This is a genomic window from Stenotrophomonas sp. pho, from assembly GCF_006228405.1.
Taxonomy (GTDB): domain Bacteria; phylum Pseudomonadota; class Gammaproteobacteria; order Xanthomonadales; family Xanthomonadaceae; genus Stenotrophomonas; species Stenotrophomonas sepilia.
Genome location: NZ_CP029759.1, coordinates 3,787,862 through 3,801,415, shown reverse-complemented (window position 1 = coordinate 3,801,415; position 13,554 = coordinate 3,787,862). Strand labels below are relative to the sequence as shown.

Here is a 13,554-nt window from a genome sequence, read left to right as displayed (position 1 = left end):
GCGATGACATGCGCGGGGCGGCGGCGAAGTCCCGTGCGTTGGCGTGCCACGTACTGCGTGCTGCGATTGCGTTGAAGCCTGTTGCGGTGTCAGGCGGCCGACTGCTGCAGGTACCAGCTGGCAGCGCCAACCACGCCCAGCTGGCCGTGCTCGACGACCTTTACCGGGATGCGTGCCAGCGCTTCGCCCATCGGCCCCTTCTGCAGGTAGCGTTCGACGAAGGTGCTGGCGTGCAGGTATTCGCGGATCTGCGGCAGGATGCCGCCGGCCAGGTAGACACCACCGTGGGCGCCGTAGAACAGCGCCATGTCGCCGATGGTGCTGCCGAGCAGGCCACAGAACACATCCAGCGCCTGGCGCGCATGCGCATCGGTATCGGCCATGGCCGCAGCGGTGACTGCGTCGGGGCTTGCCAGGGTCGGCGCCTGCCCCTGCAGCGCGCACACCGCACGGTACAGGTTCATCAGGCCGGGGCCGGAGATCGCATGCTCGATCGACACGTGCGCGCGGTCGCGCTGCATGTGGCGGACGATGGCCATTTCCAGTTCGGTGCTGGCCGCCAGGGTCGGCTGGCCGGCTTCGGTGGGCAGGACCACCGGGCCGTGCGCGGTGGGGATCCACAGCGCTGCACCGAGGCCGGTGCCGGGGCCGACCACCAGGGTCGGGCCACGCGCGGCGGTCTCCGGCCCGCACAGGTGCAACACGCCACTGGCGTCCACCTGCGCGGCGGCGTAGGCCACCGCTTCGAAATCGTTGACGATGTAGACCCGCTGCAGGCCGACCTCGGCTTCCACCTGGCGCGCCGACAGCGGCCACGGCAGGTTGGCGGTGATCACCGTGCCGTCTTCGCGGGCATAGCCGGCGCTGGCGACCACGCAATGCGTGGGCCGCGGGCCTTCGCCCAGGAAGTCGGACAGGATCGCGCTGAGGCCGGCATGGTCGGCATTGCGGTACTTGCGGTACTCCAGCACCTGCACCGGATGGGTGGCGTCACCGCTGGCCTGGACCCGGGCCACGCGCACATGGGTGCCACCGACGTCGGCGGCCAGGAACGAGGGCGCGACGCGGGACAGGACATGCGACGGGGCGGGGTGGCTGGCGATCACGCGGGCTCCTGCTGCAGGTGGGCCGGCCCGGGGATCGGGGGCGGCGATTGGGGCGGAGTCTGTAACCGCGCTGACAACGATGTCAACGAGTTCGTGACACTTTCGTTGCTGCGTCGCAACGAATGCGGCGCGCAGTAAACGTTTACACGGTGTGAGTGCGGGTTTCACGTGGGAACCATTGGTGCACGGGGCTCTAGGCCTGCCGCGCATTCAGCGGGGCGTACCGCGGCGGACTTGCGCAGTGCAGCACGAGGTTCAGGCAGGCGTGCATGGAAGTTGACAAACCGCCGTTGTCCATCGAAAGAATGTGACAACGTTGTTCCCAGCCACTCTCCGACGCCGCGTTCTGCGGCCGTCGCCGCAGGAGCCCTCCTGATGTCCGCCGTCCCCGCTGCAAGCGCGCGCCCGAACGTGGCCACCTCCATCGCCATCGTTGGCGTGTTGTTCTTCCTGATCGGCTTCTTCACCTGGCTCAACGGCCCGCTGATCACCTTCGTCAAGTTGGCCTTCGAACTCAGCGAGGTCGGTGCCTTCCTGGTGCTGATGGTGTTCTACCTGTCCTATTTCTTCCTGGCCCTGCCGGCGTCCTGGATCCTTCGCCGCACCGGCATGAAGAAGGGCCTGAGCCTGAGCCTGCTGGTGATGGCCGGGGGGGCCGCGCTGTTCGGTGAATTCGCCACCCAGCGCTGGTACCCGGGCGCGCTCGGCGGTCTGTTCGTGATCGGCAGCGGCCTCGCCCTGCTGCAGACCGCGATCAACCCCTACATCTCGATCCTCGGCCCGATTGAAACGGCGGCACGCCGCATCGCGCTGATGGGCATCTGCAACAAGATCGCCGGCATGCTGGCGCCGGTGCTGATCGGCACCCTGGTGCTGCACGGCATCGGCGATCTGGACAAGCAGGTGCAGGCCGCCGACGCGGTCACCAAGGTCGCGCTGCTCAACGAATTCGCCGCCAAGATCCATGCGCCGTACCTGGCGATGGCCGCGCTGCTGGTGGTGCTGGCGGTGGCCGTGCTGTTCTCGCCTCTGCCGGAGATCAAGTCCTCCGAAGCCAATGCAACGCCGTCAGGTGCACCGGGAACGGCCGAGCGCCGCAGCATCTTCCAGTTCCCGCATCTGTGGCTGGGCGTGCTGTGCCTGTTCGTGTACGTAGGCGTGGAAGTCATGGCCGGTGATGCGATCGGAACCTACGGTCACGGTTTCGGCTTGCCGCTGGACCAGACCAAGATGTTCACCTCGCTGACGCTGGGTGCGATGTTGGCCGGCTACGTGGTCGGCCTGCTGGCGATCCCCGGCCTGGTCTCGCAGTCGCGCTACCTGACCATTTCGGCAGTGATGGGCGTGGTGTTCTGCCTGGGCGCCTGGGCCACCCACGGCTACGTCTCGGTGGCCTTCGTGGCCCTGCTGGGCTTCGCCAACGCCATGATGTGGCCGGCCATCTTCCCGCTGGCGATCCGCGGCCTGGGCCGCTTCACCGAGACCGGCTCGGCCCTGCTGGTGATGGGCATCGCCGGCGGCGCGATCATTCCGCAGCTGTTCGCCGTGCTCAAGCAGCACATCGACTTCCAGCTGGTGTTCGTGCTGCTGATGGTGCCGTGCTACCTGTACATCCTGTTCTACTCGGTGATCGGCCATCGTGCCGGCCTGCCGCAGGACAAGGCCTGATCGGCGATGATGGACTGCAGCCAACCCCAGGGAAAACCCATGCGCAGAGCGACCATCAAGGACGTTGCGGAGAAGGCCAAGGTCTCGCTGAAGACGGTCTCGCGGGTGATCAACAATGAGCCCTCGGTGATGCAGGCCACCCGTGCGCGGGTGCTGCATGCCATCGCCGAGCTCGACTACGAGCCCGATCCGTCCGCGCGCAACCTGCGCAGCGGCACTACCTTCGTGATCGGGCTGGTCTACGACAACCCGAACCCGTACCACATCATCGGCGTGCAGAACGGCGTGCTGGCCGCGTGCCGCGAGACCGGTTTCGGCCTGCAGATCCATCCCTGTGATTCGAGCTCGCCGTTGCTGGCCGATGAACTGGCCGACTGGGTGCAGCGCTCGCGGCTGGCCGGGCTGGTGTTGACCGCACCGATGTCCGAGCGCCGAGACCTGATCCAGGCGCTGACCGCGCGTGGCATCAAGCTGGTGCGCATCATCGCCGCCACCGAAGACCCGGCCGACGGCGCCTGCGTGTTCGTCGACGACCGCGAGGCGGCCTACGAGATCACCGAGCACCTGATCCAGCTCGGTCACCAGCGCATCGGTTTCCTCTGGGGCGGCAGCTCGCACCGCTCCTCGGGCGAACGCTATGCCGGCTACGAAGCGGCGCTGAAGGACTACGGCATGACCGTGGACAAGCACCTGGTGGTGCAGGGCGATTACACCTTCGACGATGGTTTCCGTGGGGCGCGCCGCCTGCTGGCGCTGCGCGAACCGCCCACCGCCATCTTCGGTTCCAACGACGAAATCGCTGCCGGCGTGCTGGCCGCCGCCAAGTCGGCCGGCATGAACGTGCCCTACGACCTGTCCATCGCCGGTTTCGAGGACAGCCCGTTCTCGCGCCAGTCGTGGCCACCGCTGACCACCGCCAAGCAGGCCACCGAGGACATCGCCCGCCACGCCGCGCGCCTGCTGATCGCACAACTGCGCAGCGACGCCTACGACGATGCGCCGGCACCGCTGCACAACCAGGGCTTCGTGCCGCAGCTGGTGGTGCGCGGCTCGACCGCGCCGATGCGCCCGGCCGGCGCACGCCCCCTTCCTTCCGATCCTGCCTGAGCCCGCCATGTCGCTGTCAGACCCCACGTCCACCCTGATGTTCGCCGAGGCCGCCGAAGCGGCCGACGTGGTTGCCCGCCAGTTCTCGCGCAACCACGCCACCCTGGAAACCCTGGCCGCCAGCCTGCGCGCGGCGCCGCCGCCGTTCGTGGTCACCTGTGCACGCGGCAGCTCCGACCATGCCGCCACCTACGGCAAGTACCTGCTGGAAACCCAGCTGGGCCTGGTGGTTGCGTCGGCCTCGCCGTCGGTGGGGTCGGTCTATGCCGCACCGCTGCAGCTGCGCGGTGCGCTGTTCATCGTCATTTCGCAGTCGGGCAAGAGCCCGGACCTGCTGCGCAACGCCGAGGCGGCCAAGGCCGCTGGCGCACGCGTGATCGCGCTGGTCAACGTCGAGGATTCGCCGCTGGCGCAGCTGGCCGACACGGTCATTCCGCTGCATGCCGGTGCCGAAAAGAGCGTGGCGGCGACCAAGAGCTACCTGGCCTCGCTGGCTGCACTGCTGCAGCTGGCCGCCTACTGGAAGCAGGACAGCAGCCTGCGCAACGCGCTGGACCTGCTGCCGGACGCGATGCGTGAAGCCTGGCAGTGCGACTGGAGTGCGGTGACCGAAGGCCTGGTCGAGGCCACCAACCTGTTCGTGCTCGGCCGTGGCCTGGGCTTGGGCGCGGCGCAGGAAGCGGCGCTGAAGTTCAAGGAAACCTGCAGCCTGCACGCCGAAGCCTACAGCTCGGCCGAAGTGAAGCATGGCCCGATGGCGCTGGTCGACCGCGGCTTCCCGGTGCTGGCCTTCGCCCAGCCCGACGAAACCGGCGCCGGCACCCGCGCGGTGGTCGAGGAATTTTCTGCACGGGGCGCGCAGGTGTGGCTGGCCGGGGCCGGCGGCAACCTGCCGGTGGCGGCCGCACCGCACCCGCTGTGCGCACCGCTGCTGACCGTGCAGAGCTTCTATCGCGCGATCAATGCGCTGGCGCTGCGTCGTGGCTTCAACCCGGATCTGCCGCCGCATCTGAACAAGGTTACGGAGACGGTGTGATGGCAACGGTGCTGCGCAACGCCCGCATTCTCGCCGGCGATGATTTCCGCGATGACCTGGCGGTGGTGATCGAAAACGGGCAGATCACCGCTCTGTTGCCCGACGCCGCACCACAGCTTGGCCATGCTGCCGAGCAGGTGGACCTGGGCGGCGGCTGGCTGCTGCCCGGCTTCATCGACGTGCAGGTCAATGGCGGTGGCGGCGCGTTGTTCAACAACACGCCCGATGTTGCCTCGCTGCGTACCATCGCGCAGGCTCACCGCCGCTTCGGTACCACCGCGATGCTGCCCACGCTGATCAGCGATGACGTGGCGGTGATGCGCGAAGCCATCGGTGCGATGCGCGAGGCGATCGCGCAGGGCTTGCCGGGCGTGATCGGCATCCATCTCGAAGGGCCCTACATCGCGCCGACGCGCAAGGGCACGCACGATGCCAGCAAGTTCCGCGTGCCGGACGAAGAAGAGATCGCGCTGGCCGCGTCGCTGGACAACGGGGTGACCCTGCTGACCCTGGCGCCGGAGCGCGTGCCGCTGGAGACCATCCGCGCGCTGGTCGAACGTGGCGTGATCGTGGCCGCCGGCCACACCGCAGGCACCTACGAAGAGATCCGCGCCGGCCTGGATGCCGGTGTGCGTGGCTTCACCCATCTGTACAACGCGATGTCGCCGCTGCAGGGCCGTGAGCCCGGCGCGGTGGGCGCTGCGCTGGAAGACCGCGACAGCTGGATCGGCATCATCGTCGATGGCGTGCACGTGCATCCGGCCAGCCTGCGCGTGGCACTGGCGGCCAAGCCGCGCGGCCGCCTGCTGCTGGTGACCGATGCGATGCCGCCGGTCGGTGCGGATGATCCCAGCTACGTGCTGTACGGCGAAACCATCACCGCCATCGACGGCGTGGTGCGCAATGCCGCCGGTTCGCTGGCGGGCTCGGCGCTGGACATGGCCACGGCGGTGCGCAACACCGTGCAGCTGCTCGGCCAGCCGCTGGCCGAAGCCGCGCGCATGGCTTCGACCTACCCGGCGCAGTTCCTCAATGTCGACGACCGCCTGGGCCACATCGCCGAGGGCTACCAGGCCGACCTGGTGCTGCTGGATGACGCCCTGCAGGTACGTGGCACCTGGATTGCCGGACAGTACGAGGCCGCCTGATGAACAGTACGCCGCCACGCCGTCTGGGCTCGATCGATGCCCTGCGCGGCATCACCGTGGCGGCGATGCTGCTGGTCAACAATCCAGGCGACTGGAGTGCAGTGTTCGCGCCGCTGCGCCATTCGGAATGGCATGGCTGCACGCCTACCGATCTGGTGTTCCCGTTCTTCCTGTTCCTGGTGGGCGTGTCGATGGCCTTCAGCGTGGCACCGCGCGCGCTGGATGCCGCTGCGCGTCCTGCACTGGCGCGCGGTGTGCTGGAGCGCGCGCTGCGCATCCTGGTGGCCGGTGCGCTGCTGCATCTGCTGATCTGGTGGGCGCTGGATACACACCACTTCCGCATCTGGGGGTGCTGCAACGGATCGCCGTGTGCGCGGCGCTGGTGGGTGTGCTGGCGGTGTATGCACGGCCGCGCATGCAGGCCGGCATGCTTGTTGGACTGCTGGTGGGGTACACGGTGCTGCTGCTGGGCGTCGGTGACCTGGCGCCGTGGACCAACCCGGCCAGCCGCCTGGACACCACGCTGTTCGCACCGTGGATCTATCAATGGCGTGCCGATACCCGCCTCGGCCATGACCCGGAAGGATTGCTGAGCACGCTGGGTGCACTGGGCAGTACCGTGCTCGGCCTGTTGGCCGGTGGCCTGCTGCGCAGCGGGCGTCCGACGGCACTGGCCGGGCTGGGCGTGGCGACCGCCGTGCTGGGCCTGTTGCTGGCCGGGGTGCTGCCGTTGAACAAGCAGCTGTGGACGCCCAGTTACGTGCTGTGGACCGGTGGCCTGGCCGCGCTGGCGCTGTGGCTGGGCCACGTGCTGATAGACCTGAAGGATGGCCGGCGCTGGGCCGGCGCTTCGGCGTCAATGCGATCACCGCGTATCTGGGGGCCTCGGTGATGTCGGTGGCGTTGATGGCCAGCGGTGCCTGGAGCTGGATCTGGCAGCAGCTGGCCGCCGCGATGCCGCAGGCGCTCGAGCTGGCATCGATGCTGCAGGCGCTGGCGTTCGTCGCACTCTGGTGGGGCGTGGCATGGTGGCTGGACCGGCGGAAGATCTACCTGAAGATCTGACCCCATCCGCCAACGCCATCCACGCATGGCGTGGATCTACCAGGTGCCACGATTGAATCGATTGGCGATGCAGGATCAGTAGATCCACGCCATGCGTGGATGCTTTGCGCGTGATTCCGGATGCCGGAAAAATGAACGATTTCAGCCACATCACATTGGCGTGAGGGCCCGGCGATTTCACATCCGAAATGTGATTTCCCGCACGCAAGTTCACCTATCGAAACGGTTCACATCACGCCAGACTGCACACGCAGCAGTGTGCATTTGCAGTTCCTGATTCCCTGTCCAGGAGAACTGTATGACCCGTGCCGTCCCGCGCGCTTTCCGTCCGCGCCGCCTCACCGTTTCCGTGCTTCAGGCACTGGCTGTCCCGTCCATGGTGCTGTTGACCGCCAGCGCCGCCTGGGCTGGCTGCAGCACCGTCGCGCCGGTCACCGGCCAGACGGTCACCTGCGATGCCAACGCGCCGAATCCGCAGACGGTGCCTATCACAGCCAGCGGCGAAGCGGGCATCAGCGTCAACGTCGCCAGCGGTGCCCAGTTGCAGCAGAGCGGTGGTGGCAGTGCGATTTCGCTGGTCGGGGCCGGCGGGCACCTGCTGTCCAACCTCGGCACGATCAGTTCGGTGGGGGGGGGCGGTCCAGCTCGGTGGCGGCAGCCGTGTCGAGAATTCGGGCAGCATCAGCACCGGCAACAACATCGCGCTGCAGTTCGTTGGCGCCGGCGACAGCGTGTTGGTCAACCGTGGAACGATCAGCGGGCGCACTGGCGTACAGTTCGATTCGGGCAACGACCGCCTCGAGATGCAGGCCGGCAGCATCAGCGGCGGCGTCCTGCAAGGAGATGGCAACGATGTGCTGCTGCTGGGCAATGGCACCATCGACAGCATCGACCAGGGTAGCGGCGATGACCAGATGACCGTCACCGGCGGCACCGTCACCGGCGTGGTGGCGCAGGGCAGTGGCCGCGATGATTTCGTCATGAGTGGCGGCACGATCGGCGCGCTGCAGCAGGGCGACAACATCGATACCTTCCGCATGAGCGGTGGCCGCATCGTCGGTGCGTTCGAAGATGGCGACCAGGCCTGGATGACCGCAGGCCGCATCGGCCGCGTCAACATGAAGCTGGACAAGAACCTGTGGGACCAGTCCGGCGGTACTGTTGATGGCAACGTGGTGACCGGCTTCGACACCGACACCATCATCATTTCGGGCACGGCCTACATCGGCGGCAACATCAGCGTCAGCGGCGGCAACGACAGCGTGACCATCACCGATGGTACCGTGCGCGGGCAGATACTGCTCAGTACCGGCGATGACACCTTCAACTGGAGCGGCGGTGGCATTGTCTACGGTGCGATCGACATGGGCCCAGACAACGACGTGGCCAACCTCAGCAACCTCAACCAAGGCAACCTGGGTGCGGTGCCGCTGTTCGACGGGGGCAGTGGCATCGACCAGCTCAACCTGAGCAACGTCAAGACCGCAGGCGTGGGCCGCTTCCAGAACTGGGAGGCGATCAGCCTGGCCAACAGCACGGAGCTGAGCTTCGATGGCGACCTGGTGCTGGGCGACAGCGCAACCGGCACCGGTACGCTCACGGTGGACGACACCAGCACCGTCTACGCGGGCAGTGGCGGCCATGCCATCCGCCCATTCAACAGTGCTGCACTGGTGGAGATGGTCAATGCCGGGCGCATCGACCTGACCGGTACCGGCGCCGGCGACGTGTTCACCGTGCGTGGCAACTACCGTGGTGACGGCGGGGGCCTGTACCTGCGTACCGTGCTGGGCGCGGACAACTCGCCCAGCGATCGCCTGGTGATCGATGGCGGTATCGCCACCGGCACCACCGGCATCGGCGTACTCAATGCCGGCGGCAGCGGCGCGGCCACGCTGGCCGACGGCATCCTGGTGGTGCAGGCCTTGAATGGTGGCCGCACCGCGCCGGGCGCGTTCTCGCTGTTTGCACCGGTCGCGGCCGGTGCCTACGAGTACTTCCTGTTCAAGGGCGGTGTCAGTGCCGGCACCAGCGAGAACTGGTACCTGCGTTCGACGCTGGTGACCGGCCCGACGCCGGCACCCAACGGTGGTGGCAGCGCCACCCCACCGCCGCTGACGCCGCCGGTGGCACCCCCGCCCCCCATTGCCCCGGCGCCGCCACCGCCGCCCGAAGGCGCCATCGATCCGGACCTGACCGCAGGCGAGACCGCACCACCGCCGCCGCCGCCGGAACCGGCGCCGGTGGCACCGCCCAGCGATCCGGCGGTGCCGGACGTGCCCGTGGCCGGCGGTGCATTGCCCGGTACCGGCGCGCCGCCGACGCCGGGTGCACGCCCGGCCGAAGGCGCGGTGGTACCGCTGTACCGCGTGGAGACCGCCGCCTACGCGGTGGTGCCGCCGCTGCTGCGCGAGACCTCGCTGGCCAGCCTCGGTACCTTCCACGAGCGGCAGGGCGAACAGCGCCTGCTGTACAACCAGGGCGCATTCCGCACCGCCTGGGGTCGCCTGGTGGGGCAGAGCAGCGAGATCCATTGGAAGGGCGATGCACAGCCCGGCTTTGATGGCGACGTGATGGGCCTGCAGGCCGGCCTCGACGTATGGGCTGCGGCGTCGGACAACCACCGCAACCAGATCGGCGTGTTCGTCGGCCGCACCCGCGCGCAGGGCAAGACCACCGGCCTGGCACTGGGCTGGGAGAACGTACAGGTGGGCCAGAACCGCCTGGACGACAAGCACGTGGGCCTGTACTGGACGTTCACCGACAGCAGCGGTGCCTACATCGACGCCGTGGCGATGCAGAGCCGCTACGACGGCCTCGCGCGGGCTCGGCTTCGGCCTGAGCGGCGACGGCACCAGTGTGTCGGTGGAGGCTGGCAAGCCGCTGCTGCACTTCGGGCAGTCCGCATGGTGGCTGGAACCGCAGGTGCAGGTGATCTGGCAACGCACTTCGCTGGATGACCGTCGCGATGAAATATCGAGCGTGCGCTTCGACAACGACAACGCCTGGACCGGCCGTGTGGGCCTGCGTTTGGCCGGCGATTACCAGCTGGCCGACAACGGCTGGCAACCGTATTTCAAGCTGAATTACTGGCATGGTCGTTCCGGCGAGGATCGCATCCGCTTCGACGACGACGTGATCATCAATTCGCAGCGTTCACGCGCGCTGGAAGCCGGCGTGGGTGTGGTCGGGCGCTTCAACCGCACCATCAGTGCGTACGCCGTGGCCGACTACACGCGCGAGCTGGGCGGCGACCGCAACGAGAAGCGCCGCATCATCGAAGGCAACATCGGGCTGCGCGCGGACTGGTAGCGCCCTTGCGCTCGGGGACCCTGCTCTGGTAGGTGCCGACCTTGGTCGGCACTGAACCCACCGACGCCATGAGCACAGCGCAGCCGAGCGTAGGCTCGGCTCTACGACAACGGCGCGCACGCATCCGGCTCCACCAACGCTCCGGCATGATCGGCCAGCACCACCACCGCATGCAGCAGCCCTTCCTCCACCTGCGGTGGACACTGCGCCTGCGCACCATCCATCTCCCGCGCCGACTGCGCCGCCAGCAACACACCGCCGCAGGCGGACAATGCGGCAAGACAGCGCGTCGCCTCGGCCAGTTCCCGGCCGCGCGCCTCGCTGAGTTGCCGCTCGCGCCACGCCTGGCCGTCGGCTCCGTGGCTGTGTGCGATGCCGCGCAACCGGCGAAGAACGCCGACTGCGGCGCCTGTTCGTCGGCTTCGGTGAGCGCATCTTCCAGCGCTTCGGCTGCCGTAGTGGACAGCTGCAGGTCGGGCAATGCAGCACCGAGCAGTGCCTGCAGGCGCGGATAGGTGGGGTAGGGCGTGTTCATGGCAGCAACCTCACAAGGCAAGGCCACCTGCGGGATGCAAGGTGGCGGGCGGTGCGGGTTGGCGTGCCGGTGAAGCTCTTCACGAGGAATGACGCCGGCGGATCCGGGGATCCCCACGCACCGCCCGCCGCAGAACGACGGACGGTGCATTGTTCGGGCAGGCAACGACGTTGCAAGCCCGCTCGTGAAAAGCTTCATTCAGGACGCCAATCCCGGTCAGCGCAGGAAGCGCCGACGGGGGCCACCTTGGCGCGTTGTGCGCCGCGATGACATGGGCAAAGTTGCAATGTGGTGACTGCACGCAAGCCGCCTTGCTGCAATCAGCGACCGGGCCGGATACGACAGTTCGCGCGTGGCGCAAGCGATCATGCCCCGGTTATGCTGCGGTCCTGACTCAACGACAAGGAAGCGTCGCATGCAGGTTCGCAAGGGAGTGCGTCGCATCGGCGCGCTGATGTTCGTGTTGCTGGCGACCGGCGCCATGGCCGATACGCCAAGCACGGTCGAGGTGCCCTCGCCGGAGGCCCTGGCCGAGATCCTCAGCCTGCTTGAACGCCAGGCGCTGTATCGCGATCGGGTGGACTGGCCCGCCATCCGCATCCGCCTGCAATCGGCGCAGGGCGACCCCGCGCAACGGCTGGCCGTTCTGCGCGAAGCCATTGCGCTCAGCACCGGCCACCATGGTGCATGGACCACGACCCAGCGCCAGCGTGAATCCCTTGCGCGCGCGCAGCAGGCCGGTGCCGCCGCCGTGGACCAGGCCAAGGCCGTCGATGCGGTGGATGCGCGCATCGGCTGGGTGGTCATCGAGGGCTATGCCCCTATGCCCGGCGCGACGCCGCAGGAGAAATTCCGCCAGGACATCCAGCGCGCCGCGCGGTGGCAGCAGGTAATCCGTAGCAAGGACGACGGCATGCGCTGTGGCTGGATCGTCGACCTGCGTGACAACAGCGGTGGCAACATGTGGCCGATGCTGCTGGGCATGGCACCGTTGCTGCGCACCTCGGTGGTGAACAACGAAGATGTGGGAGCGTTCGAAGCCGCACAGGGGCCGGAGCGCTGGACGTTGACCGCGACCGCTGTACAGCGTGCAGGCAAGTCGGTGCTGGACTTCGGCCAGTCCGGCTATGTGCTGCGGCAGCCCGGCGCGCCGGTGGCGGTGCTGTTCGGGCCGCGCACCGGCAGTTCGGGCGAGGCCTCGGTGCTGGCGTGGCGTGGTCGTCCGCAGACGCGGAGTTTCGGTCAGCCTACTGCGGGTGTCTCCACTGGCAATGTCGTGCACACGCTTGCCGATGGCAGTCGCCTGCTGCTGACCACCAGCGTGATGCGGGACCGCAATGATCGTGGTGATGGCTTGAAGATCGAGCCCGACCAGCGCGTCGACGGGGACGCCGCCACCGTGGCCGCCGCCCAAGCCTGGCTGCTGGCCCAGCCCGCCTGCCAAGGCACCCGGTCATGATCCTGATCGGTCAACAGGAACGGGTGCTGATCGTCGGCCCCACCGAAGCCCACCACTGCCTGCGCTGCCAGACCGAAACCGAATTCGCCCCGCAGCTGCGCTACAAAATGGCGCGCATCGACCTGCTGTTCGGCTTCACCTACCAGCGCCGCTACGAACTGGCCTGTACCCGTTGCGAGCACGGCTGGGTGCTGGATACCGAGACCATGGACCAGCAGCTGGGTGGGGTGCCGATCCCGTGGCGGCACCGCTTCGGCCTGCCGTTGATGCTGTTAGGGGGCGCCGCGCTGGCGGTGGCCGGATGGATGTGGCGGCACGGATACATCGGCCGCTGATGGAGATGACACGGTTGCTTATATCCCAAATTGGGACTAGGATATCCGAATGAAAGTGGTTGCTTTGGCGACGCTGAAACGATTCTGGGAACGTCACCCTGATTCGGAAGCAGCGCTGAGGTCCTGGTATGACGAAGTGAGGCACGCCGTCTGGGACACACCGCATGACGTACGCCAACGTTACGCAAGCGCAAGTTTCGTGGCCAATAGTCGTGTGGTGTTCAACATAAAAGGCAACAGCTACCGGCTCATCGTCGCTGTGGGTTACAGGTTTCAAGTGGTCTACATCAAGTTCATTGGCACCCACGCCGAGTACGACCGGATCGACGCCGACACTGTGGAGCTTCTATGAACATCCATCCCATCCGTACGGAAAGCGACTACGAAAACGCGCTGCGCATGATTTCGGCCTATGTCGACAACGAGCCGGAGCCGGGCAGCGAAGATGGCGATCGATTTGAAATTCTCGTAACGCTGGTTGAAGCCTACGAAGCGAAGCACTACCCGATCGAGCCGCCAGATCCCATCGATGCAATCCGCTTCCGCATGGAGCAGGGCGGTCTGACCGTGAAGGATCTGGTGCCCTCCATCGGCCAGCTCAACCGTGTCTATGAGGTGTTGAATCGCAAGCGCGGTCTGACTCTTGAAATGATCCGGAAGCTTCACCGCAACCTGGGCATTCCCGCAGAAAGTCTCATCGGCCGCTGAAGCCCCTACCGATACGCTGCCGTGCCTCACTCCCGGCCTGTTAAAGTTGCAGCCTGCAACCACGTACCGGAACCG

The 13,554-nt window shown here is 67.2% G+C and carries 10 protein-coding genes and 2 pseudogenes; 10 read left to right on the top strand and 2 right to left on the bottom strand.

Annotation, left to right across the window (positions count from 1 at the left end; translation table 11 throughout):
* Nucleotides 1-89: 89 nt before the first annotated feature.
* Nucleotides 90-1,106, bottom strand: coding sequence for a glucokinase family protein (locus DL544_RS17685; RefSeq protein ID WP_139727670.1), 1,017 nt, complete (start codon nucleotides 1,104-1,106; stop codon nucleotides 90-92).
* Nucleotides 1,107-1,481: 375 nt separating this feature from the next.
* Here DL544_RS17685 and DL544_RS17680 point away from each other — a divergent pair, with 375 nt between their 5' ends.
* The 6 genes and pseudogenes from DL544_RS17680 (at nucleotide 1,482) to DL544_RS22565 (ending at nucleotide 10,442) form a co-directional block, all read left to right on the top strand.
* Nucleotides 1,482-2,774: a sugar MFS transporter gene (locus tag DL544_RS17680; RefSeq protein WP_005419333.1), complete on the top strand. Its 1,293-nt coding sequence runs from the start codon at nucleotides 1,482-1,484 to the stop codon at nucleotides 2,772-2,774.
* 39 nt (nucleotides 2,775-2,813) lie between these two features.
* A complete protein-coding gene (locus DL544_RS17675; RefSeq protein WP_139727668.1) occupies nucleotides 2,814-3,881 on the top strand; it encodes a LacI family DNA-binding transcriptional regulator in 1,068 nt (355 codons plus the stop codon).
* 7 nt (nucleotides 3,882-3,888) lie between these two features.
* Entirely contained in the window at nucleotides 3,889-4,917 is a 1,029-nt protein-coding gene (locus DL544_RS17670) for an SIS domain-containing protein (protein WP_005419331.1), read from the top strand.
* A complete protein-coding gene (gene nagA / locus DL544_RS17665; protein WP_139727666.1) occupies nucleotides 4,917-6,065 on the top strand; it encodes an N-acetylglucosamine-6-phosphate deacetylase in 1,149 nt (382 codons plus the stop codon). Before DL544_RS17670 ends, nagA begins: the two co-directional genes overlap by 1 nt.
* Nucleotides 6,065-7,130, top strand: a pseudogene (locus DL544_RS17660) (acyltransferase family protein). Before nagA ends, DL544_RS17660 begins: the two are co-directional and overlap by 1 nt.
* A gap of 298 nt (nucleotides 7,131-7,428) precedes the next feature.
* Nucleotides 7,429-10,442, top strand: a pseudogene (locus tag DL544_RS22565) (autotransporter family protein).
* A 101-nt stretch (nucleotides 10,443-10,543) separates the two neighbouring features.
* Here DL544_RS22565 and DL544_RS22560 read toward each other — a convergent pair.
* On the bottom strand, nucleotides 10,544-10,825 hold the full coding sequence (locus DL544_RS22560; protein ID WP_479692423.1) for a hypothetical protein: 282 nt from the start codon (nucleotides 10,823-10,825) through the stop codon (nucleotides 10,544-10,546).
* A gap of 567 nt (nucleotides 10,826-11,392) precedes the next feature.
* Between DL544_RS22560 and DL544_RS17645 the strand changes: the two genes are divergently transcribed.
* Genes DL544_RS17645 through DL544_RS17630 form a run of 4 tightly spaced genes read left to right on the top strand, consistent with a single transcriptional unit; the run spans nucleotide 11,393 to nucleotide 13,479 of the window.
* On the top strand, nucleotides 11,393-12,436 hold the full coding sequence (locus DL544_RS17645; protein WP_005419313.1) for a S41 family peptidase: 1,044 nt from the start codon (nucleotides 11,393-11,395) through the stop codon (nucleotides 12,434-12,436).
* Nucleotides 12,433-12,771, top strand: a complete 339-nt coding sequence (locus tag DL544_RS17640; protein ID WP_139727664.1) for a hypothetical protein — start codon at nucleotides 12,433-12,435, stop codon at nucleotides 12,769-12,771. The genes DL544_RS17645 and DL544_RS17640 overlap by 4 nt, the downstream gene beginning before the upstream one ends.
* 49 nt (nucleotides 12,772-12,820) lie before the next feature.
* Nucleotides 12,821-13,123, top strand: coding sequence for a type II toxin-antitoxin system HigB family toxin (locus DL544_RS17635; protein ID WP_065178056.1), 303 nt, complete (start codon nucleotides 12,821-12,823; stop codon nucleotides 13,121-13,123).
* Nucleotides 13,120-13,479, top strand: a complete 360-nt coding sequence (locus tag DL544_RS17630; RefSeq protein WP_069139190.1) for a helix-turn-helix domain-containing protein — start codon at nucleotides 13,120-13,122, stop codon at nucleotides 13,477-13,479. Before DL544_RS17635 ends, DL544_RS17630 begins: the two co-directional genes overlap by 4 nt.
* Nucleotides 13,480-13,554: the final 75 nt, after the last annotated feature.